Consider the following 23,869-nt stretch of genomic DNA (forward strand, 5'->3'; position numbering starts at 1 on the left):
AATTTTTTACTTAGGATTGTTACTTTTCTTCCCTTTCCCTTGAAGTGTCTAAAAGATTGTATCATAATAACTGAATTATTTACGACTCTATGAAATAAGAGACATGGCTGTGTTGGTGCTTTAGCTCCTACAGATATGGTATTTCTGGAATATTTCAATTTGCTGCTTGAGCATCTTCGCTATGATCCTTATTTCTCGCTAAGTTATTTAAAATGAATTGGTATCTTATGGAAGGAGATAGAATAGATGAAAAATGAAATGCTAGCGTTGATTTTGGCTGGAGGTCAAGGAACGCGTTTGGGGAAATTAACCCAAAGTATTGCGAAACCTGCTGTGCAGTTTGGAGGGCGTTACCGTATTATTGACTTTGCCTTATCCAACTGCGCTAACTCTGGTATTAATAACGTTGGGGTTATCACTCAGTACCAACCCTTGGCTTTAAACAGTCATATTGGAAATGGTTCTGCTTGGGGATTAGATGGTATTGACAGTGGTGCTACGATTTTGCAACCTTACTCGGCCACAGAAGGTAACCGCTGGTTCCAAGGAACTAGCCATGCTATTTATCAAAATATTGATTATATTGATAGTATGAATCCTGAATATGTCCTGATTTTATCAGGAGATCATATCTATAAGATGGACTATGATGACATGCTTCAGACACATAAAGATAATATGGCTAGTCTGACAGTTGCGGTTATTGATGTTCCACTCAAGGAAGCCAGTCGTTTTGGTATCATGAATACAGATTCTAACGATCGCATTGTAGAATTTGAAGAAAAACCAGAGAATCCTAAGTCTACTAAGGCTTCCATGGGAATCTATATCTTTGATTGGCAAAAGCTCAGAGCTATGCTTTTGGAAGCTGAGAAAAATAATATTGATATGTCTGACTTTGGTAAGAATGTTATCCCAGCTTATCTCGAGCAAGGGGAACCTGTCTATACCTATAATTTTGCAGGCTATTGGAAAGATGTTGGGACGATTGAATCCCTCTGGGAAGCTAATATGGAATATATTGGTGAGGACAATGCTCTTCATAGCCGCGATCGCAATTGGAAAATTTATTCTAAAAATGTGATTGCGCCACCTAACTTTATTACAGATGAGGCGCAGGTTTCTGATTCGCTAATTGTGGATGGCTGTTTTGTATCTGGTAAAGTTGAACACTCTATTTTATCAACCAGTGTTAAAGTAGAAGAGGGCGTGGAAATCAAGGACAGCTTTATCATGAGTGGTGCGACCATCAAAAAGGGAGCTAAGATCTATCGAGCTATTGTTGGCGAAGGCGCTGTGGTCGGTGAAGGTGTTGAAATTGATGGTACAGACGAAGTGCAAGTTGTAGGCTATAATGAAGTGGTGGGGGTTTCAAATGAAGATTGATAAGTATTCTGCTATTCTAGGTAACGCAGTTGGCTACCATGATATGGGGAAATTAACAGAAAAGCGTCCTTTGGCGAGTCTTCCCTTTGATGGGAAATATCGCTTGTTGGACTTTCAGCTGTCTAGTTTAGCTAATGCTGGTATTCGCAGCGTATACGGAATTTTCCGCGGTCAAAATATTCGTTCGGTTTTTGATCACATTCGCTCAGGGCGGGAATGGGGGCTCAATACGCTGTTAAGCCATTATTTCCTAGGCTTTTACGAGAATGATGATCAGACCCATATCACAGATTCCGATTATTACAGCCAAATTTTGACTTATCTTAAACGAGCTAATACAGATCAGACCGTTTATATGTCTAGTGATATTCTCTGTAATATCAATTTACAGCAGGTTATCCATTTGCATAATGTCAATAGTCAAAGTATGACGGTTGTTTATAAGAAAGTTCCAAGAGAACATATATCTGAGGCTAATGAAGTTTTAAGTATTGATGAGACAGACCATGTTGTCGGCAAATTAGATCCTAAAACGACGCAAGAACCAGTACCGATGTCAGCGGATATTTTCATCGTCAATACGCCTTGGTTAATTGAACGACTTGAAGAAGAATCTAAAAAGGAAAATCCACGAAAGATACGCTACTTGTTACGTGATCTTTTGGTAGAGTCTGGCGCCTTAGCCTTTGAGCATACGGGTTACCTCTCTAATATCTGTTCGGTTAAGTCCTATTATGATGCTAATATGGATATGCTGGATTCGCAGAAATTTTATGCACTCTTTTATGGTAACCAAAAGGTTTATACTAAGGTGAAAAATGAGGAATCTTCTTACTTTGCATCAGGCTCAGATGTTAAGCGTTCACAGTTTGCCTCTGGTTCAATTATTAAAGGGACTGTACATCACTCAATTGTCTCGCGTTCTTGCCGTGTTGAAGAGGGAGCGCAGGTCAGCGATTCTGTTATTTTCCCCAAAGTCTCTGTTGGTGCTGGTGCGGTTATAGATCACGTTATTGTGGACAAAGGGATTAGTATCCCTGCTGGTGTGACCCTGCGAGGAACAGTTGAGAATCCCTTGGTGATTGGTAAGGGTCAAGAAATTACTGGAGATATTATTCAATGAAAATCATGTTTGTAGCAGCAGAAGGGGCACCTTTTGCAAAAGCCGGTGGTTTGGGTGATGTCATTGGCGCATTACCCAAGTCTCTTTTTAAAAAGGGACATCAAGTAGCTGTCGTCCTCCCCTACTACGATGTTATTGATGCTAAGTTTGGTCAAGAAGTAGAAAATGTCATGTACTATTTCACTAATGTTGGCTGGCGTCATCAGTATGTTGGTGTCAAGAGTTTAGTAAAAGATGGGGTAACATTTTATTTTTTAGACAATCAATCCTACTTCTTCCGCGGTCATATTTATGGCGATTGGGATGATGGTGAACGCTTTGCTTTCTTCCAACTAGCAGCCCTTGAGTTGATGGAAAAGATTGATTTTATTCCAGACGTTCTACATGTTAATGACTACCATACCGCTATGATTCCTTTCTTACTTAAGGAAAAGTATCATTGGATTGAGGCTTATCGCTCTATTAAGACGGTTTTCACGATTCATAATATTGAGTTCCAAGGCCAATTTGATGCCAGCATGTTGGGGGATTTATTCGGTGTCGGCGGTGAACGTTATGCCGATGGAACACTTAGGTGGAATGACAGTTTAAACTGGATGAAGGCGGCGGTGCTTTATGCGGATCGTGTGACTACAGTTTCTCCATCCTACGCCCAAGAGATTATGACTCCTGAATTTGGTAAGGGACTGGATCAGATTATGCGGATGGAATCTGGTAAACTGTCTGGAGTAGTCAATGGTATTGATACTGATCTTTTCAATCCGGAAACGGATAGCTATCTAAAGGCACCGTTTTCAATTGACAACCTATCTGGAAAAGCTGTTAATAAGGCGAAGTTACAAGAAGATTTAGGGCTGCCGGTTGAGGCAGATACACCCCTAATTGGTATTGTTTCGCGCTTGACCGATCAAAAGGGCTTCTCCTTAGTTGTCAGTGAATTGCAGCATATTTTACAGTTTGATTTGCAGGTCGTTGTTTTAGGAACGGGATATTCGGATTATGAGAATGCTTTTGCTTGGTTTGCCAGTCAATACCCAGATAAGCTATCTGCCAATATCACCTTTGATCTTGGGTTAGCGCAACAAATTTATGGCGCTAGCGATATATTCCTAATGCCGTCAGCCTTTGAACCGTGCGGTCTGTCGCAGATGATGGCGATGCGTTACGGTACTCTGCCACTTGTTCATGAAGTAGGTGGGCTTAAAGATACAGTTATTCCTTATGATGAGCGTGATCAATCAGGAACTGGTTTTTCTTTCCATGGCTTTTCAGGTTATCTTATGACCAATACATTAAAATATGCTTTGGACGTTTATCATAATCGTCCAGATGACTGGAAACTTTTGCAACACCAAGCTATGTCGCAAGACTTTTCGTGGGATACCGCCAGCCAAGCCTATGACCATTTATACCAAAATATGGTCAATTAATTATTTGTTGGTAGTATGCACTTAGATAAGAAGGTAGAAGAAGCATGACACTCACTAAAGAGCAATTTATCCGTGATTTTAAAGATACCCTGCATGAAGAACAACTGATCAAAGTTCCTGATGCAACAGCCAAAGAATTATTTGCGACCTTGGCAAAGGTTATTCGTAAGTATTATACACCTTTGTGGCTGGAGCGAAATCGTAAACTCACCGCTGATAAGGAAAAAATTGCTTACTATTTTTCTATTGAATTTTTACCCGGCCGTATGTTGGAGACGAATCTTTTAAATCTTGGAATTTTGGATATCGTTAAAGAGGGGTTTGCGGAATTAGGTATTGATTTTGACCATATCAAGAATGCCGAGCACGATATGGCTCTGGGAAATGGCGGTTTAGGTCGGCTAGCGGCTGCTTTTATGGATTCACTAGCTACCACGGGCTATCCTGGATTTGGTAATGGTTTGCGTTATCGCTATGGTCTTTTCAAACAAAAGATTATTGATGGTCATCAGATGGAATTGCCTGATGATTGGTTCGGTACACTGGGAAATGTTTGGGAAGTTCGGAAGGATCATGATGCCGTAGATGTTCGCCTATTTGGTGATGTTTTCTTGGAACAAAATGAGGACGGCCACCTTGTTCCTACTTATCATAATAGTCAGGTTCTGCGTGCTGTGCCGTATGATGTTCCGCAGATTGGTTTTCAAAATGATATCGTCAATAATTTGCGCCTTTGGGATGTCGAGATTCCAGAAGATCAAGAAGTGAATTATCCGACTTTGGCTTCTAGACGTGCTGTCAACGATATTACAGCTATCCTCTATCCAGATGATTCAACTTTAGAAGGCAAACAGTTGCGTTTGATTCAGGAATATTTCATGACCAGTGCCGGCCTGCAAACTATTATCAAGCATTATCTTAAACAAGGAAATCCACTGGAAGCTATTCATGAAAAGGTTTCAGTCCATATCAATGATACGCATCCGGCAGTAGCACCAGCTGAGTTTATGCGCCTTTTGGTTGACGATTATGGACTGTCTTGGGATATTGCTTGGCAGGCGACTGTTAAGACTATGAGTTATACTAACCATACGATTTTATCAGAAGCCTTGGAAAAATGGGATGCAGAGCTCTTCAAGAAGGTTCTTCCGCGTGTATATCAGATTATTCTTGAGATTGATAACCGCTTTGTCGCCAACCTTGGTAAAGCCGGGTACGATGCTAGTGTCGTTAATAATACCCGTATAGTTAGAGATGACCAGATTCATATGGCAAATCTCGCTATTATTGGTGGACATTCTATTAATGGTGTTGCCAAACTTCATACAGAATTATTGAAAGAAGACACTCTGCGCAGTTTTTATAAATTGTATCCGGAAAAATTTAATAATAAAACTAACGGCATTGTTCCTCGCCGTTGGACGCAGATTGCTGCTCCCGAGTTAGCTGGTGCAATTGATCAAGTTATTGGTACTGGCTGGCGCAAGGATATCCATGAATTGGAAGGATTAGCGACCTACCTAGATGATCAAGAAGTGTTAGATACTTTTTATCGGGTTAAAAAGGATTCTAAGGAACGTTTAGCTTCCTATATTAAAGAAACAACAGGAATTGAGGTTTCAACGGATGCGATCTTTGATGTTCAGGTCAAGCGCCTCCATGCTTATAAACGTCAGCTCTTGAACGTTCTTCATATTATTAAGCTTTACTGGGATTTGAAGGACAATCCTGATAAAGACATGGTACCGCGTGTTTTCATCTTTGGCGCCAAAGCGGCACCCGGTTACCATTTTGCCAAATCGGTTATCAAGATTATCAATGAGTTGGCCCGACTGGTCAACTATGATGAAAGTCTGCAAGGAAAGTTAAAAGTTTTCTTCTTGGAAAATTATAATGTTAGTCTGGCCGAGCTTATTATTCCAGCCGCAGATGTTTCGGAACAAATTTCATTAGCTTCTAAGGAGGCCTCGGGAACTTCTAATATGAAATTTATGATGACAGGAGCTGTTACCCTAGCTACACTTGATGGCGCTAATATTGAGATTAAAGATGAAGTGGGAGATGATAATATTGTCATCTTTGGTATGGATAAAGATGCTGTCTATGCTCATTATCAGTCTAATGACTATCATTCACGGGATCTTTATGAAAATGACCCCATCATCCATAGGGTCGTTGACAGCTTCGTTAATGGAACCATTCCGAATATTCAAAGTGAGGGAGTGGAAATCTATGAAGCTCTAATCCAGCACAATGATGAATATTTTCTGTTAGAGGATTTTCATGCTTACGTTGACGCTCAGGCAAAAATTGATCGTCTTTATCGCGCTAAAGAAAATTGGGCTCGTATCAGCTTGACTAATATCGCAAAGTCACACCGCTTTACTTCTGACGATACGATTAGCCAATATGCCAAGGAAATTTGGGAATTAAGAAAATGAGTTGTTTCTGCTGATAAGACTTATGGGCAGACTGTGAGATTTAGCACAGAAGAAGTGAGTAGCTTTTATCTTAATATCTTAATGGTTTTTCCAACTTTTATATTTGAATGGTAAGCTACTAAATCTAACTTATTATTGCTTATTTTCTAGATATTGGTAATAGAGCCAGTCTCAAAAGACTGGCTTTTATGTATCTTGCAAAGCAAATAAGTAATAGATAGAAAAAGTATACCTCAATTTTTCAGCAATGCCATCAAAATTTTCTTTGAGATTTCTGGAAACTATGAGCATAATTCTTGTAATCGTTTTCATATCATGGTAAACTCAAAAAGTAAATTAATAGAAAGTTGGAAAACTTATGTCAAAAATTGTTGTTGTCGGGACTAACCATGCTGGTACGGCCGCTATCAAGACGATTTTAAATAATTATGGTAATGAGCATGAGGTGGTGACCTTCGATCAAAATTCAAATATATCCTTTTTGGGTTGTGGCATGGCTCTGTGGATTGGTAATCAAATCTCTAATGGAGACGGTCTTTTCTATTCCGATAAGGAAGAGTTAGAAGGCCTGGGTGCCAAGGTCTATATGAATTCACCGGTGATTCATATCGATTACGACAAAAAGGAAGTGACAGCCTTAGTCAATGGTAATAACCATGTTGAATCTTATGATAAATTGATTTTAGCAACAGGTTCTCAGCCTATTTTGCCACCGATCAAGGGAGCGGCTATCAAAGAAGGTTCTAAAGAGTTTGAAGCAACTTTGAAAAATCTCCAATTTGTTAAACTCTATCAGAACGCCCAAGATGTTATTGAAAAACTGAAGGATAAGAATATTAATCGTGTAGCAGTTGTCGGGGCAGGCTATATTGGCGTAGAATTAGCGGAAGCCTTTCAGCGTAAAGGCAAAGAAGTCGTGCTTATTGATGTAGCTGATACTTGTATGGCAGGCTATTATGATAAAGACTTGACAGATAAGATGGCGCAAAATTTAGAGGAGCACGGTATAAAATTGGCTTTCGGTCAGACCGTTAAGGAAATTGCCGGGCGAGATAAGGTTGAAAAGATTATTACGGATAAAGCAGAGTTTGATGTAGATATGGTTATTCTAGCTGTGGGATTCCGCCCTAATACTTCACTTGGTCAGGGCAAATTAGAGACCTTCCGCAACGGTGCCTGGATTGTTAATAAGAAGCAAGAAACAAGCGTGAAAGATGTTTATGCTATTGGTGACTGTGCGACAATTTATGATAATGCAACGGGGGACACAAACTATATCGCTCTGGCATCGAACGCTTTGCGGACTGGCATTGTTGCAGCTCATAATGCTGCTGGGCATGAATTGGAAGGCATTGGTGTTCAAGGTTCCAATGGCATTTCTATCTATGGTTTCAATATGGTATCAACCGGTTTAACTTTGGAAAAGGCTGAAAAACTTGGCTTTAATGCAGCTGCAACTGAAGTCACTGATTTACAAAAGCCTGAGTTCATCGAAGATGACAATAATCCAGTGACCCTTAAAATTATTTATGATAAGGATAATCGCCGCGTATTGGGAGCCCAGATGGCTTCTAAGGAAAATATTTCTCTGGGAATTCATATGTTTTCTCTGGCAATTCAAGAGGGAGTCACAGTGGATCAACTAGCTTTGACTGATATTTTCTTCCTTCCGCATTTTAATAAGCCTTATAACTATATTACAATGGCTGCTTTGGATGCAAAATAAGTTGATTTGAATCGTTAGTGAAGAAGAGGAGGGATATTGATACTCTTCTCTTTTTATCTTGAGCAACAGAATTTGCTTTCTTGTTTTCATGTTTTCAAGCTCATAAAAAACGCTCCACTGGAGCTGACTCGCTTTCCTTATTTTTAAGCTCGTGAAAAAGACGCTCCATCGGAGCGTCTTTTTCACATATAGAAATTATGATTAGTTTTTAGAAGCTTCTTGGAATTCAGGGTTCTTCCAAGCTTCATCAATAATTGCTTTTAATTCTTGAGCAGAAGCCTGCATTTTTTGTTTTTCTGCATCGTTCAATGGGATGTTGACAGGGCGAACGATACCATGGGCACCAACGATAGCAGGTTGACCAACAAAGACATCGTTAACGCCTTCATATTGACCGTCTTGGAAGACAGAGAGCGGCAGAACAGCATTTTCATCATCCAGAATAGCTTTTGTAATACGAGCCAGAGCTACAGCAATACCATAGAAGGTAGCTCCTTTTTTGTTGATGATAGTATAAGCAGCATCACGAACCCCTTCAAACAGATCAACTAATTCAGTTGCATTGAAGTTTTGGACATCCTGCAAGTAACTTTCAAGATTAACACCGGCTACGTTAGCGTGTGACCAAACAGCAAATTCTGAGTCACCGTGTTCACCCATAATGTAGGCATGGACAGAACGTGCATCCACATCAAGCTTTTCAGCAAGAGCTTGACGGAAACGAGCAGTATCAAGAGATGTACCTGAACCAATAACACGTTCCTTAGGGAAACCTGAGAATTTCCATGTTGAGTATGTCAAGACATCAACAGGGTTCGCAGCAACCAAGAAAATACCATTGAAACCGGATTTAACAACTTCGGTAACGATTGATTTGTTGATGGCAAGGTTCTTACCAACCAAATCTAGGCGTGTTTCACCTGGTTTTTGAGGAGCACCAGCAGTAATAACGACAAGATCAGCATCTGCACAGTCTTCATATTTCGCAGCATAAATCTTTTTAGGTGACGTAAAAGCAAGTGCGTGGCTAAGGTCAAGTGCGTCACCGACAGCTTTTTCAAATAATTGAGGAATCTCGATAATACCAAGCTCTTGAGCGATACCTTGGTTAACGAGTGAGAATGCGTAAGATGATCCTACGGCACCGTCACCGACAAGGATGACTTTTTTATGTTGTTTAGTTGCAGTCATGTCTAAACATCTCCTTAATTTTTTTAGGCTTAAACCCATACGACTCTATCTTACCACCTTTTTCAGAAAATGTCACTAAGAAATCAAGCTATTGCTTTGACAAAGAGGCTGAGAGTGCTTGCTTTAAAAATTGAAAAGGGCTGAAAATGCTGAAAAGATACTGTTTTTATGGTATAATAACAGGGTATATCTAAACAGGAAAGAGATAGCTTTAATGCAAGACAGAAATTTAGTAGACGTTAATCTGACTAGCGAAATGAAAACCAGTTTCATCGACTATGCCATGAGTGTCATCGTTGCTCGGGCATTGCCAGATGTCAGAGACGGTCTCAAACCAGTTCACCGCCGTATTCTATATGGTATGAATGAACTGGGAGTCACGCCAGATAAGCCCCATAAGAAGTCTGCTCGTATTACAGGGGATGTTATGGGGAAGTACCATCCTCATGGTGACTCCTCAATTTATGAGGCCATGGTTCGGATGGCTCAGTGGTGGTCCTATCGGCACATGTTGGTGGATGGCCACGGAAATTTTGGATCTATGGATGGCGATGGTGCGGCAGCTCAGCGTTATACTGAAGCACGTATGAGCAAGATTGCCTTGGAAATGCTCCGGGACATTAATAAGAATACAGTTGACTTCCAAGAAAACTATGATGGTAGTGAACGTGAACCCATGGTTTTACCGTCACGCTTTCCTAACTTGCTCGTCAATGGAGCAACAGGGATTGCTGTTGGGATGGCAACTAATATCCCACCACATAACTTAGGTGAAGCTATTGATGCGGTTAAGCTTGTTATGGATAAACCAGATGCTACGACCAGAGATATCATGGAGGTCTTGCCTGGGCCAGACTTTCCTACAGGTGCCCTTGTTATGGGAAAATCAGGGATTCACCGTGCTTATGAGACGGGCAAGGGATCTATCGTTTTGCGCTCACGAACCGAGATTGAGACGACTAAATCGGGTCGTGAACGTATCGTTGTGACAGAGTTCCCTTACGGTGTCAATAAGACTAAGGTGCATGAGCATATTGTGCGCTTGGCTCAGGAAAAGCGCGTGGAAGGCATTACAGCTGTTCGTGATGAATCCAGTCGTGAAGGTGTTCGCTTTATCATTGAGGTCCGACGTGATGCCTCTGCCAATGTTATACTGAATAATCTCTTTAAGCTAACAAGTTTGCAGACCAACTTTAGTTTTAATATGTTGGCGATTGAAAGTGGTGTGCCAAAGATTTTGTCTTTACGACAAATTATCGAGAATTACATTGCCCACCAAAAAGAAGTTATTGTTCGTCGGACTCAGTTTGACAAGGAAAAGGCTGAAGCTAGAGCCCACATTTTAGAAGGCTTGCTAATCGCTTTGGACCATCTGGATGAGGTTATTGCTATTATCCGTGGCAGCCAGACTGACGCAGAGGCTCAGGCCGAATTAATGTCGCGTTTTGATTTGTCTGAGCGGCAAAGTCAGGCTATTCTTGATATGCGTCTGCGCCGTTTAACCGGTTTGGAACGCGATAAAATTCAAAATGAATACAATGACCTCTTGGCTTTGATTGCTGATTTAGCTGATATTCTGGCCAAGCCAGAGCGAGTTGTTAATATTATTAAAGAAGAGATGGACGATATTAAGCGAAAATTTGCTGATGATCGTCGCACCGAGCTGATGGTAGGGGAAGTGCTCTCACTGGAAGACGAAGATTTGATTGAAGAAGAGAATGTCCTGATTACACTCTCGAATAAGGGGTATATCAAACGCTTGGCCCAAGATGAGTTTAGAGCTCAGAAACGCGGTGGCCGTGGTGTTCAAGGTACTGGTGTCAATGATGACGATTTTGTTCGTGACCTAGTTTCAACCAGTACCCATGATGCGGTGCTCTTCTTTACGAATCAAGGTCGAGTCTATCGCCTCAAAGGCTACGAAATTCCAGAATATGGTCGAACAGCCAAGGGACTACCAGTTGTCAATCTCTTGAAATTAGCAGAAGGTGAGACTATCCAGACGATTATTAGTTTGGAGCAGGGATCAGCAACTGAGAAATCCTTCTTCTTTACAACAAAACAAGGTTTGGTTAAACGAACAGGAGTTTCTGAATTTACCAATATTCGCCAGAATGGTCTTAAGGCTCTTAACCTTAGAGAAGGTGATGAACTGATCAATGTCCTCTTGACTAGCGGTCAGGATGACATTATTATTGGAACGCAGTTTGGTTACTCTGTGCGCTTTAATGAGACTACTGTCCGCAATATGGGACGCAGTGCTACAGGTGTCAAGGGAATTACCCTGCGTGATGGGGACTTAGTTATTGGTGCCTCAGTCATCACCGAGAATCAAGAAGTACTGGTGATTACAGAAAAAGGTTATGGGAAACGCACCCAAGCGTCTGAATATCCTACTAAGGGCCGCGGTGGTAAAGGAATTAAGACAGCTAATATTACGGCTAAAAATGGTCAGTTGGCTGGTCTGGTAACTATCAGGGGTGAGGAGGATATCATGATTATGACTGATACAGGTGTTATTATTCGTACAGGCGTGTCTGATATCTCTCAAACCGGCCGATCAACAATGGGAGTTAAGGTGATGCGTCTAGATGACCAATCCAAGATTGTAACCTTTGCGCTTGTCGACAATGAGGAAGAAGAAAAGGAAGGACAAGACACTGATGGCCAAGACTAATACGACACAACATCACAGCCGTAAAAGACAGGATAAGTCGCGGGCTTCTGGAAAAAGGTCTCGTTCTTGGTTGCGTACGATACTGATTATTCTTCTTATGTTGCTTGGGTTGGCACTGATTTTTAACCGCTCCATTCGAAACTCAATAATTGCTTGGAATACAAATAAGTATCAAGTATCTAAGGTATCAAAGCAGACTTTGAATAAAAACAAGAAAGCAGACGTAACCTATGATTTTGATTCTGTAGAATCTATCTCTGCCCAGTCCGTTCTTTCCTCACAAATGGATGCCCAAAATCTGCCGGTTATCGGCGGTATTGCTATTCCGGATTTGGAACTGAACTTACCAATCTTTAAGGGGCTTGGCAATACTGAGTTATCGTACGGAGCAGGTACGATGAAGGAAAATCAGGTCATGGGGGGCGAAAATAACTATGCTTTGGCTAGTCACCATGTTTTTGGTGTCACTGGTGCCTCGAAAATGCTGTTTTCTCCCTTAGAAAATGCCAAGGAAGGTATGGAAATCTATGTAACGGATAAAAATACCGTTTATACCTATATAATTGCAGAGGTTAAAACAGTTGATCCGACGGATGTTGCTGTGATTGATGATACACCCGGTGCTAAGACTTTAACCTTAGTTACTTGTGACGATGCCGAAGCATCACACCGTATTATTGTCAGTGCTAATTATAAAGAAGAAACAGCCTATAGTAAGGCCTCACCTAAAATCATTTCAGCCTTTAACCGTTCTTACAATCAATTATCAATGTAAGAAAAATCAGCTTCTGCAAGATTCAGAGGCTGATTTTGAATTTCTAAAAATAAAGGCCTGCCCACTTTGAAGGGGGATACTCACTCCTACTCCCACTCATTAAATAACTCCCCAGAAGCCCATTCATTAACTAGATAGCCACCTACAGGGCCATATAGAATATAACTCCAGTCTCTCAAAGCACCCCCTTCAACCGTAGCTAAAGTTTCATTATCTACAGCTTCAAATTGTTCAAATGCTAGTGTTTTCATCGTATAAAACATCTCCTTATAAAAAATTTTATACCTTTCAAAGCGAGCGGTACCAACTCGTTTGTTAGATACGTTTTCATTTCAATATATCTTAAGTGAAATTCAAGAGGAGGAGTTTACTTGTTAGAAAGGCTTAGTTATTTCGTAAATACGATAATAATTTTCTCGAAGTTTACTTAAACATTGGGGGTCAAGCTTCTAAATAATCATAATAGAAAAACTAAGCATGACACCGAAAAGTAGAATAGAATGCAAGAATTAGGGAGTTCTTTAGCAGTGTTTTTCCTATGCTGATAATTTTCCAAACTACCTTTTCCTTTAAAGATAAGTTATAATAAAAGAAGACAGGTTTGCATTCTTTAGTAGCTAGGTGAAAGGGAGATCGTATGCGGAAGTTTTTACAGGTAAGCTTTTATGAGCTATCATTTTATGTCGAAATTTTGATTTCTCTTATTTTAATGGTCGTTCTTGTCATCTCGACGGGCTCTTTGGCCATGAATGTTATGGGAATTTTTAATTCCCAAGCCTCTATCGAAGAGTATTTGCAGCATTTTCTCAATCAAGCTATGAGCATTGCTATCGGCGTTGAGCTGATAAAAATGCTGAGTAAGCATACCTCTGCCACCATCATTGAGGTTTTACTCTTTGCTATAGCTAGGCATGTTGTCATAGATCAAAGTAGCGGCCTGAACTCTCTGTGGAGTATTTTGGCTATTGTAGCCTTGTTTGCAACTCGTAAATATTTGTTTACTAATTTTGATGATTCTACTAATATTATTGTCCGGGGAAGTCAAAAGGTTAAGATTGCCAATATTTTAGCACGTGTCAATTTGGTTGGTGAAAAGGGTGAATTATTAAGGGATTTTGTTGTCCGTCACTTGGAGGCCGAAGAAAAGCATGTTACTATCGGCGCAGCTGTCTATTTAAATGATGTTGCCCTGCGGGTTGATAGTATGAAAAACGGTCTGATTACCAGAGTGGAAATCATAAAGTCACTTTCATGATGTAATGATGTACCAAGCAAGTTCAAGTTTCTTCCCTTATGGTAACGAACTAGGCCTGTAGTAAGGAACCTGGTCGAGGCAATAAATAAGAAATAAGTTTTTCTATATATCGTAAGATTGTAAGTTAAAAAGGGTTTCCGGATAGGAGACCCTTTTCTTGTCTAAGATTTGATCTAATCAAGTTAACCAACGAAGGCATTGATTTCAGACTCAATTGCTGCGATTTTAGTTTTAGCATCTTCTTGAGAAGTACCGACTGTAGCAATATAAAATTTAATTTTTGGTTCGGTACCAGATGGGCGTACGGCAATCCAAGCGTCATCTGCTAGGCTATATTTGAGGACATTGCTAGGCGGAGTGGTCAATTTTTCAACGACACCCTCTTGACTGGTCGCTGTTAACTCAAGGAAATCCTCTGTCTTAACAATATCGGTATGGTTAAATTGCTTAGGAGCATCCTTGCGAAATTTATCCATGATTTTCTTGATTTCAGATGCGCCATCAACACCTGAAAGGGTAACAGAGATAGTTTTCTCTGCATAGTAGCCATATTCTTTGTAGATTTCAGCGATACCGTCTGCTAAGGTCATGTCCCGAGAGCGATAGTAGGCCGCGATTTCAGCGACAATGAGGACAGCTTGAATAGCGTCTTTATCGCGTACAAACGGTTTAATCAGATAGCCGAAACTTTCTTCAAAGCCAAACATATAAGTGTGATTATGTTTGTCCTCAAATTCCTGAATCTTTTCAGCGATGAATTTGAAGCCAGTTAGGACATTGAACATGGTAGCTCCGTAACTTTCAGCAATCTTGGTGACCAATTCGGTCGATACGATTGATTTAGCTAGAGCAGCATTAGCAGGCAGAGTGCCAGCTGTTTTATGAGCCTCTAAAATATACTTAGCAATCAAGGCACCGATTTGGTTGCCTGTTAGATTAAGATAAGAGCCATCAACTTGACGAATTTCAACACCGAGACGGTCTGCATCGGGGTCAGTAGCCACCAAAACATCAGCATCAGCCTGACGTCCCAAATCTTCAGCTAGAGCAAAGGCTGATTGGTTTTCAGGATTTGGCGATTTAACTGTTGAAAAATCAGGGTCAGCGACCGCCTGAGCTTCGACAACCTGAACAGAGTCGAAACCAGCCTGAGCTAGCGCGCGGCGAGTCAACATTTCACCTGTACCATGCAGAGGTGTGTAGACAATCTTCATATCCTTGCCGTACTCATCAATAAGATTTTGGTTAATATTGACAGCTTTGACTTCTTTAAGATATTCCTTGTCAACATCTTCACCAATGACTGTGATAAGGCCTGCTTCCTTAGAAGTTTCAAGTTCAGCCAACTGAATATCAAAAGGATTATCAATTGAACGGATAAAATCAGTCAGGGCATCAGCATCGGCTGGCGGCATCTGACCACCATCTTCACCGTACACTTTATAGCCATTGAATTGTTTAGGATTGTGACTGGCAGTTACCATGATGCCAGCAAAGGCTCCAAGGTGGCGGACAGCGAACGATAGTTCAGGTGTAGGACGGAGACTTTCAAAAACATAGGACTTGATACCGTGCTGTGCCAGTACTTGAGCCGATTCAAAAGCAAATTCTGGGGAAAAGTGGCGAGAATCATAGGCAATAGCAACACCACGCTGTTTAGTAGCATCCCCCTTTGTTTCGATAAGTTTGGCTAAGCCTTCGGTGGCCTGACGTACCACGTAGATGTTGATACGGTTAGTACCGGCACCAATAATGCCGCGCATACCGGCGGTTCCAAACTCGAGGTTAGTATAAAAAGCGTCCTCCTTGGTCTTTTCATCCATGCTGACGAGTTCGTCGCGGAGATAGTCAGGAAGAGCCGTAAAATTAAGCCATTTTTGATAGTTTTCAGTATAAGTCATGATTGCCTCCTCTATATTTTTAACCGCTTTCATTATATCATATCAGCAGGATGACTTCAAGATTGGGGAAAGCCACTAAGCGTGGGGTCATATTCACTGCTCCCCGCGATATCATAGGGAAAGCGCCTTTCACATTCTCTTTCTCTTAGCAAGAGCGGGAGGACAGTCTGCTTTTATTAGTTGATTTGAACGAGCAGTTTGGCAGGGTGATTGATTGTTACCTTAGCAACAAATAGAAAAGTGAGAGAATTTAAATCCTTTGAGTTGCTGATTTCTTATAGATCATCTGATAACTTACATAATTTTGTGGGTATGACAAAGTCATCAGAGTATGTGCCTTAAAACCAAGGTTTTGTTGCCCCTTGTTTTAAGTCATGTTCGGGCATTAAAAAGCATCAGCACTGATCAATGCTGATGCGATGAAGAAGTGTAATAGTTAATATTTTAAGCGCTGAAGTACAGGTACTGTAGCAGTTGTAACTACAGCCGCGATCAACATTTCAGCAATAGCATTGTTAGTGAAAACAGCAGCTAGAAGTGTTTGGATATTGCCGGAATACACCCCCGAGAAGAGAAGATAAATTCCTAGAAAGACAAAAACGGTATTGGTCAGAGCTCCGGATAGTCCTGAAAGGAACAGTCCTGTACGAGTGGATAATACTTTATAGATAAAATAAGGAAAAATACCGATTAGGATACGTGGAAGCAGGGCAATGATCAAGGATCGCCAGTTACCATCGGGTGCAAAGGGAGAGAAGAGGTAGCTGGTTGGAAGTATGATGATGCTGTTGCGAACAACACTCATTATTCCCATGAAGCCACCGAGAGTGGCGCCGATTTTAGGACCGTAAATAATAGAGGCTATAATAACAGGGATAGAAGTAATGCTTGGTTTAATAGGAAGTGGAAAGGCTGCAAATATCATCTGGCTGATAAATTCAATAACAACCATTGTTGCTAAAAGCAGTGAAATCTGTGCAACTTGACGCGATTTATTTTTCTGATTCATCTAGAGCCTCCTCGATGACTTCTATAATATCTGACAGTTCAGCTAGGGCACCGCGACCGATATCGCCGCAGGCTAACAGACTGGACCGTGGCTGAATTTCTTGATAGCCAATCTCATTTAAAATAGATAGATTACGCTGAGTTAAAGGGTTGTCATACATTTTTGTATTCATAGCTGGGGCTATGAATTTAGGAAGATCGTTTGGGAGTGCAAGGGCCGTTGCGGTGATCATGCTGTCTGCTAAACCGTTAGCCAGCTTGGCGATAGTGTTAGCAGAAGCCGGAGCCAGAATAAAGAGATCAGTCTCTTTACCAAGCTCAATATGATTGATACGGTCTGCTACCTTCTCTTCCATAACATCGGTATAGACCGGATTTTTGGACAGCACTTGCAAGGTCAGCGGTGTGATAAACTTGGTAGCTGCCTCTGACATTATAATCTGCACATTGTAACCTAATTTTTTTAGCTGACTGGTTAAATCAGCCGATTTGTAGGCTGAAATAGAACCCGAAATAGCTAGTAAAATAGTTTTAGTCATGTGTTACCCTTTCTAAAATTAGAGCAGCAATAGCCTCTTTGGTATCTGCTCTAAACTCCTCAGTCTCAGAGACCAAATAGCCTACATGCTTATTAAAACCAATATCATTAAGGTCATTGGCAAGAATATAATCAGCATGATTCTTAATCAGGCTCTCACGAGCAACTGCAATCAGTTCTTCATGGGGGGCATCTACTAAGAGTTTAAAACCTACGAGCCTGATAGCTGGGTTCCAAGACTTAATCAGGCTGATAACCTTTGGGGTTTTAGCCAAGAAAAGTACCTGATAATCAGCTTTGCTGGAGATTTTAGCTTCTTGATTTTGTTTGTTTAAGAGTTGTTCTGGGTCGCTTACTGACTGTAGTTCTGCTAAGCCAGTCATGTAAACCGGTGTGTAATCTGATACAGCCATACTGTGAATGAAAACATCTTGGCTTTTAACTAAAGGTTCTAATACATTTATTAAAGAAGAAACGTTAGTAATTTCATGAATTGTTAGTTTAGGATGTTTGGCAGGTTTGATAGCAGATTTGACGGTAACCAAAGTGACCTCGTGTCCCGCTTTTAAAAAGCACTCAGCTATCACTTTACCAAGTGAACCTGTGGACTGATTAGTAATCTTACGAACTGAATCAATAGCCTCAGAGGTTCCTCCCGATGTTATCAAAATTTTCATAGCTGTATTGTACAAAATTACCTAATATTTGTAAATGATTTAGCCCGCGAGAACCGCGGTTCTGTACGAGGTTGGTGTGATTGTATAGGTGAAGGAATTGAAGAAAATTTTTATATAAAAACTTGGCCAAATTGACCAAGTTGATATATTGAAAAATTAGAGATTTTTTTTCTTTTTAGCCTTTTTGCTGATAGTAACATCAAGTCCGCCGATGCTCTTTAAAAGTGTTTGGTTAAGCTCAAAATCGTGTACGTCAGACTTAAGATCGACTTCATATACTAAATGCAATTTCTCGTCTTGCTGGCTACTGGCGAGAGAAATCAAGTCATAGGTGGTACAGAGCTTTTTAAAAACAGCCAGTAGTTTACTTTCGATATCAGGTTGCTGAGTCACTGTCAGAGTTAAGAGCCGCCGTGTTTGACTGTCTGAGATAGCTTTTGTGCGTTCTAATACAAACCAGATAAACAGAAGAAAAAGGGTAAAAATGCTTGCTAACACAAGGAATCCCATACCCGAAGCTAGGCCGATAATCATGGATAGAAAAATCGCAAGCAGTTCACGTGAGCCACTGGTCGCAGAACGAAATCGGATCAAGCTAAAGGTTCCTGCGACGGCAACACTGGTTCCTAGATTGCCGTTGACCAGAAAAATAACGAGCGTTATAAGGCTGGGAAGCAGGGTTAGTGTCACGACAAATTCTCGTGTATAAAGAGTACGGTATTTGTAGACCCAAGACAGACAGCTTCCTAAAATCAGACTGACTAAAATGGCTAAAACCAGCATACTAGCATTAACGGAGGGGGTTTTATCTGTTGGGAATACTGAATTAAATAAAGTTGCTAACATACTGTTCTCCTTTAGAGTTTAAGTAGGGTTAATGGGAAGTCCCTGTGATTTATGATAGGCAGTATTATATTTTGAAAAATGGCATTCCTTGATGCCGTATTTGTCGAGAATGGACTGAAGCCATTCAGGCATATTACCTGGAGCTTTGATTTCCATAATGACCTGATTGTCATCCAAAAGAGGATAGCCATGATGCCCTTCAAACATAGTGACGTGTTCATCACGGTAGGTAATATGCTGATCAATAGTGACGCGTATCTTTGTATAGGGGTAGCCTTTGATGGTGTGCTTTTCTTTAAGTGAGTAACGATCGTAGTAGATAAACATACGGGGGATAAGATTTTTATAGCGTTCACGCAGGGTATGGATTTCTTCCACAATGTGGGGATCTGTGATGTGTTCATCAGAAATTCCTTGAGTAATAAGTTTTATTGCAGACAGTGGATTGGAAACCAAACGGAATTTATGCCCGATACCTTCGGAATCTTTTTTCTTAATTTCCAAAAAGACCTGGCTGTCTGGCTGCGGGTTAGAAATATAGGTGCGCAGACGAATCTTTTCACGATTGTGTCTGTGGGCGATAGAGTCCTTAATAATTTCAAAATTACCGTTGTCAAAATAAATATTAGTAATAGTTGAAGTTGGATAGTCGTCCTCTACCAGATAAATTTTTAGGTCCTTGATTAAAGCACCTAATTGCTCTTTATTAACCATGTACTTGGTTTCAATCCGTTTAAAAGTAGTTTGCAATTCTTTGATCATACCGCTGTCGCTCCTTAGTAATTAGTGGTGCCTAGTATAGCAGGGGCGTCTTACGAACTAATTAAGGTCATTTTTGAGTTCTATTGCGATATTAACCAATATCTTACAAATATTAGGAAACTGTGTAACCTTCTAATAAACAATTAATAATTCTTTCGCTACAGCTCCTAGCAAATTTAGGCGCTAAGTGGAGCATCCTGTAAGAGTTTTCCCTATCGGATGCAGATAATACCAGTTATTTCCGAACATTAATTTATTAATTTTTTTGAAAAATGCGTTTTTTGTCTAGCTCTGCTATAATAAAGTCATAACAATCTTTAAGGGAGTCACTATGAAATCTGATATCCAAATTGCTCAGGGTGTAGAGTTGAAACCAATTGCTGAAATTGCTGAACAGGTCGGTATTGATACCGATGATTTAGAATTATACGGTAAGTACAAGGCCAAGCTTTCCTTTGATAAAATACAGGCAGTAAAGGCTAATTCACCAGGGAAGTTGATCTTAGTGACGGCCATTAATCCCACCCCGGCTGGTGAAGGAAAATCAACGATCACAATCGGGCTAGCAGATGCTCTTAATAAAATTGGTAAGAAAACTATGATTGCCCTGCGTGAACCATCACTGGGACCAGTGATGGGAATCAAGGGTGGTGCTGCTGGCGGCGGCTATGCTCAAGTTTTACCCATGGAAGACATCAATCTGCACTTTACAGGAGATATGCACGCCATCACAACGGCTAATAATGCTCTATCGGCCTTGATTGATAACCACCTGCATCAGGGAAATGCGCTGGGTATCGACCAGCGTCGTATCATTTGGAAGCGTGTGGTCGACCTCAATGATCGTGCCCTTCGCCATGTAACAGTCGGACTTGGAAGTCCAATCAATGGAGTTCCGCGTGAGGATGGCTTCGATATTACGGTAGCCTCAGAGATTATGGCTATCTTGTGTTTAGCGACAGATGTGCAGGATCTTAAAAAACGCCTTTCCAACATTGTAATTGGCTATCGCTTTGACCGCAGTCCCGTTTATGTCAGAGATTTAAAGGTTGAAGGTGCTCTGACCTTAATTTTAAAGGATGCCATTAAACCTAACCTTGTCCAAACGATATACGGTACTCCTGCCTTGGTTCATGGAGGACCTTTTGCCAATATTGCCCATGGCTGTAATTCTGTTTTAGCGACATCGACAGCTTTAGGACTGGCTGATTATACGGTGACTGAGGCCGGATTTGGGGCTGATCTCGGTGCAGAGAAATTTCTAAATATTAAGACTCCTAATTTGCCAACGCAACCAGATGCGGTAGTTATTGTAGCTACTGTTCGCGCCCTCAAGATGCACGGCGGTGTGACCAAAGCAGAGCTTGCTAAAGAGAATGTTGAAGCTGTCAAGTCGGGCTTTGCCAACCTCAAACGTCATGTGGAAAACATACGTAAATTTGGTTTGCCAGCTGTTGTGGCCATCAATGAATTTGTCTCAGATACATCAGCGGAGATTGCTGCTGTGAAGGAGCTTTGTGATAGTATTGGTGCAGCGGTTGAGTTGGCTAGTGTCTGGGCTAATGGTGCAAATGGCGGACTTGAACTTGCTCGAGCTGTCATTAAGACTGTTGAGCAGGAGCGGGCCGATTACCAAAGTCTCTATCGTGACGATGATCGTTTAGAAGAAAAAATTAAAGCAATTGTTACCAAGATTTACGGCGGTCGTAAGGTCGTCTTTGAAAAGAAAGCCAGAACTCAACTGAAGCAATTTGTTGATCTGGGCTGGGATAAACTGCCTGTTTGTATGGCTAAGACGCAGTATAGTTTCTCTGATAATCCAGCTCTGTTAGGAGCGCCGGATGATTTTGAGATTTCTATTCGTGAATTTGTTCCTAAGACTGGTGCTGGCTTTATCGTCGCTCTGACAGGTGATGTGATGACCATGCCAGGTTTGCCTAAACAGCCTGCAGCTCTCAATATGGATGTGGCAGAAGACGGTACGCCGCTGGGATTGTTTTAAGAGCTGGGCCCCATAGTTTTTACGATATCGGTTGCTAAAAGAGGTAAATCTTTGACTTTTATTAATTAAAAGGTTAGACTAGATGGAGTATTAAGTTTTGAGTCATGTAGTTGCTTACCTCTGGCCTCTAGGTTTATTACGAGTAAAGAGGAAAGGAAGTGCGGTTATGACACAAGGAACTGTGAAATGGTTTAATTCTGATAAAGGATTTGGCTTTATTACTAGTGAATCAGGTGAAGATGTTTTCGTACATTTTTCAGCTATTCAAGGTGATGGTTTTAAGACCCTAGAAGAGGGTCAGGCAGTAGCATTTGATACCGAGCAAGGTCAGCGCGGACCTCAAGCTGCTAATGTTACGAAAGTTAACTAAATAAAAAGGAGTCGCAGGCGTAAGGCTGTGGCTTTTTACGTAGCGGAATTGAGACAAATAGCCATGAAGCTTGATAAAATAGGATCGTAATAATTTTAACAAATTGGTGCTCCTTGATAATCCAGACCATACGCTGATGGTATCGGCTTGCTGTATCTCAATACAAACTGCGCTGTATCAACTGAGTATTCGAGATTTTCATAGAGAGTGTGTCTATATGGGGGTGGAGCGTGCCAAGTTTTATTGTGGTCTTGCTTTAGGTGGTATCTATTGCGCAAGCATTGGTTACCAGCTGCTGTGGTTCTGCTGAACTTAGCAACCCCCATTATTTTATGGAGGATTTTTTATGCAAACCTATGATGTTATTGTTATTGGCTTTGGGAAGGCCGGTAAAACTCTGGCAGCTAAGCTTGCTGGTCAGGGAAAGTCTGTAGCCATGGTTGAAAAAGATGCGACCATGTATGGTGGTACCTGTATCAATATCGGTTGTATTCCGACAAAGGTTTTGGTTCATGCGACGCAGATGGGACATGATTTTACTGAAGCTATGGCCGAGAAAACAGCAGTGGTCGAACGTTTGCGGGCAAAAAATTTCGCTATGCTAGATGGGGCGCCGACTGCTGATGTTTACAATGCCAGCGCAAAGTTTGTGGCCAATAAGGTTATCGAAATTACCAGCGGTTCTGAAACGAAGCTATTAACAGCAGAGGTTATTGTTATTAATACCGGCTCTGTTCCCAATCTTCTTCCGATTGCAGGGTTATCAGAGGCAGAACAAGTCTATGATAGTACTGGTATTCAAAATCTTAAAGAGCAGCCTAAACGTTTGGGCATTATCGGCGGTGGTAATATTGGACTGGAATTTGCCAATATTTATGCGCAGTTGGGAAGTCAGGTAACCGTTTTTGATCCCCAGAAGCGTATCTTTGCGCGTGAGGAAGCGGAGCTTTCACATATGGCACAGGGATATATGGAAGAACAGGGAGTTCAATTCCAACTGGGGACGGTCATTTCTAACGTTTCCAACCGCGGACAGGCTGTTGTTATTACGACAGAACTCGGTGATTTTGAATATGATGCTGTTCTTCATGCAACAGGGCGGCGGCCAAATACAGATAAGCTTGGCTTAGAGAATACTGATATTGTCCTGACTGAGCGTGGGGCTATTGAGGTGGATGACTTTTGTCAGACTTCTGTACCCAATGTTTTTGCGGTAGGAGATGTCAATGGCGGCTTGCAGTTTACCTATGTTTCTCTGGATGATTTCCGTATTGTCTATGGCTACTTAAACGGTGACAGTAGTTACTCTAGACGCAACCGACATCATGTTCCTAATGCTACCTTTATCAATCCTCCTTTGGCACGTGTCGGTATTGACGAGGCAACAGCCAAGGAGAAGGGACTGAACTACAAGGCTAACAGCTTGCCAGTTGCCGGAATGCCTCGCGGTCATGTCAATGGCGACTTACGTGGTATGTATAAGGTTGTTGTTGATGCAGACAGTCAAGAAATTTTAGGTGCTACCTTATTTGGACAAGAAGCACACGAACTGATTAATCTGATTACCATGGCTATGGATAACCATATTCCTTATACTTATTTCCAAAAGCAAATTTTTACCCACCCAACGATGGCAGAGAATTTAAATGATGTTTTTAATCTATAGGAAATGAGAGTGGGTAAAAGCTTTCAACATTGTTATTTAAAGTTATAGCAGCTTGATACAGCAACTGATTAAGTTTTCATCTCTTGGTCTGCAGG

The 23,869-nt window shown here is 41.1% G+C and carries 19 protein-coding genes; 11 read left to right on the forward strand and 8 right to left on the reverse strand.

Annotated features, from left to right (window positions below):
* Positions 1-246: 246 nt before the first annotated feature.
* The 5 genes from ACVR1G_RS05850 (at position 247) to nox (ending at position 8,106) form a co-directional block, all read left to right on the forward strand.
* The gene (locus ACVR1G_RS05850; protein WP_447452255.1) at positions 247-1,386 is read left to right on the forward strand and encodes a glucose-1-phosphate adenylyltransferase; all 1,140 of its coding nucleotides are present in this window, start codon (positions 247-249) and stop codon (positions 1,384-1,386) included.
* Positions 1,376-2,509 carry a glucose-1-phosphate adenylyltransferase subunit GlgD gene (gene glgD / locus ACVR1G_RS05855; RefSeq protein WP_447452256.1) on the forward strand — a complete coding sequence of 378 codons (1,134 nt, stop codon included), beginning with the start codon at positions 1,376-1,378 and terminating at the stop codon, positions 2,507-2,509. Before ACVR1G_RS05850 ends, glgD begins: the two co-directional genes overlap by 11 nt.
* A complete protein-coding gene (glgA, locus tag ACVR1G_RS05860; protein WP_447452257.1) occupies positions 2,506-3,939 on the forward strand; it encodes a glycogen synthase GlgA in 1,434 nt (477 codons plus the stop codon). The genes glgD and glgA overlap by 4 nt, the downstream gene beginning before the upstream one ends.
* 44 nt (positions 3,940-3,983) lie before the next feature.
* A complete protein-coding gene (locus ACVR1G_RS05865) occupies positions 3,984-6,380 on the forward strand; it encodes a glycogen/starch/alpha-glucan phosphorylase (protein WP_447452258.1) in 2,397 nt (798 codons plus the stop codon).
* 358 nt (positions 6,381-6,738) lie between these two features.
* Entirely contained in the window at positions 6,739-8,106 is a 1,368-nt protein-coding gene (nox, locus tag ACVR1G_RS05870; protein ID WP_447452259.1) for a H2O-forming NADH oxidase, read from the forward strand.
* Between the two features lie 201 nt (positions 8,107-8,307).
* Here the strand turns inward: nox and ACVR1G_RS05875 are convergent, their stop codons facing one another.
* Positions 8,308-9,297, reverse strand: coding sequence for an L-lactate dehydrogenase (locus tag ACVR1G_RS05875; RefSeq protein WP_447452260.1), 990 nt, complete (start codon positions 9,295-9,297; stop codon positions 8,308-8,310).
* Between the two features lie 214 nt (positions 9,298-9,511).
* On the opposite strand from ACVR1G_RS05875, the gene gyrA reads away from it, so the two are divergent.
* Both gyrA and ACVR1G_RS05885 read left to right on the forward strand, forming a co-directional pair.
* Positions 9,512-11,974 (forward strand): DNA gyrase subunit A, encoded by a 2,463-nt coding sequence (gene gyrA / locus ACVR1G_RS05880; RefSeq protein WP_447452261.1) that lies wholly within the window; start codon positions 9,512-9,514, stop codon positions 11,972-11,974.
* Entirely contained in the window at positions 11,961-12,749 is a 789-nt protein-coding gene (locus tag ACVR1G_RS05885; protein ID WP_447452262.1) for a class A sortase, read from the forward strand. The genes gyrA and ACVR1G_RS05885 overlap by 14 nt, the downstream gene beginning before the upstream one ends.
* 86 nt (positions 12,750-12,835) lie before the next feature.
* Here the strand turns inward: ACVR1G_RS05885 and ACVR1G_RS05890 are convergent, their stop codons facing one another.
* On the reverse strand, positions 12,836-13,000 hold the full coding sequence (locus tag ACVR1G_RS05890; RefSeq protein WP_447452263.1) for a ComC/BlpC family leader-containing pheromone/bacteriocin: 165 nt from the start codon (positions 12,998-13,000) through the stop codon (positions 12,836-12,838).
* 386 nt (positions 13,001-13,386) lie between these two features.
* Between ACVR1G_RS05890 and ACVR1G_RS05895 the strand changes: the two genes are divergently transcribed.
* Positions 13,387-14,004, forward strand: a complete 618-nt coding sequence (locus tag ACVR1G_RS05895) for a hypothetical protein (protein WP_447452264.1) — start codon at positions 13,387-13,389, stop codon at positions 14,002-14,004.
* Between the two features lie 182 nt (positions 14,005-14,186).
* On the opposite strand, the gene ACVR1G_RS05900 is transcribed toward ACVR1G_RS05895, so the two are convergent.
* The 6 genes from ACVR1G_RS05900 to ACVR1G_RS05925 all read right to left on the reverse strand — a co-directional run bounded on the left by ACVR1G_RS05900 (position 14,187) and on the right by ACVR1G_RS05925 (position 19,736).
* Positions 14,187-15,905 carry a phospho-sugar mutase gene (locus ACVR1G_RS05900; RefSeq protein WP_447452265.1) on the reverse strand — a complete coding sequence of 573 codons (1,719 nt, stop codon included), beginning with the start codon at positions 15,903-15,905 and terminating at the stop codon, positions 14,187-14,189.
* A 436-nt stretch (positions 15,906-16,341) separates the two neighbouring features.
* Positions 16,342-16,914 carry an ECF transporter S component gene (locus ACVR1G_RS05905; RefSeq protein ID WP_447452266.1) on the reverse strand — a complete coding sequence of 191 codons (573 nt, stop codon included), beginning with the start codon at positions 16,912-16,914 and terminating at the stop codon, positions 16,342-16,344.
* Positions 16,898-17,452, reverse strand: a complete 555-nt coding sequence (gene coaC, locus ACVR1G_RS05910) for a phosphopantothenoylcysteine decarboxylase (RefSeq protein WP_447452267.1) — start codon at positions 17,450-17,452, stop codon at positions 16,898-16,900. Before coaC ends, ACVR1G_RS05905 begins: the two co-directional genes overlap by 17 nt.
* Positions 17,445-18,128: a phosphopantothenate--cysteine ligase gene (locus ACVR1G_RS05915; protein ID WP_447452268.1), complete on the reverse strand. Its 684-nt coding sequence runs from the start codon at positions 18,126-18,128 to the stop codon at positions 17,445-17,447. Before ACVR1G_RS05915 ends, coaC begins: the two co-directional genes overlap by 8 nt.
* Before the next feature lie 156 nt (positions 18,129-18,284).
* Positions 18,285-18,974 (reverse strand): DUF4956 domain-containing protein, encoded by a 690-nt coding sequence (locus ACVR1G_RS05920; RefSeq protein ID WP_447452269.1) that lies wholly within the window; start codon positions 18,972-18,974, stop codon positions 18,285-18,287.
* Positions 18,975-18,992: 18 nt separating this feature from the next.
* Positions 18,993-19,736 (reverse strand): polyphosphate polymerase domain-containing protein, encoded by a 744-nt coding sequence (locus tag ACVR1G_RS05925; protein WP_447452270.1) that lies wholly within the window; start codon positions 19,734-19,736, stop codon positions 18,993-18,995.
* A gap of 331 nt (positions 19,737-20,067) precedes the next feature.
* On the opposite strand from ACVR1G_RS05925, the gene ACVR1G_RS05930 reads away from it, so the two are divergent.
* From ACVR1G_RS05930 to ACVR1G_RS05940, 3 genes are all read left to right on the forward strand, one after another.
* Positions 20,068-21,738, forward strand: a complete 1,671-nt coding sequence (locus ACVR1G_RS05930) for a formate--tetrahydrofolate ligase (RefSeq protein WP_447452271.1) — start codon at positions 20,068-20,070, stop codon at positions 21,736-21,738.
* Positions 21,739-21,904: 166 nt separating this feature from the next.
* On the forward strand, positions 21,905-22,108 hold the full coding sequence (locus ACVR1G_RS05935) for a cold-shock protein (RefSeq protein ID WP_447452272.1): 204 nt from the start codon (positions 21,905-21,907) through the stop codon (positions 22,106-22,108).
* Positions 22,109-22,454: 346 nt separating this feature from the next.
* Positions 22,455-23,774, forward strand: a complete 1,320-nt coding sequence (locus tag ACVR1G_RS05940; RefSeq protein ID WP_447452273.1) for an FAD-containing oxidoreductase — start codon at positions 22,455-22,457, stop codon at positions 23,772-23,774.
* Positions 23,775-23,869: the final 95 nt, after the last annotated feature.

The organism is Streptococcus dentasini (genome assembly GCF_053206945.1).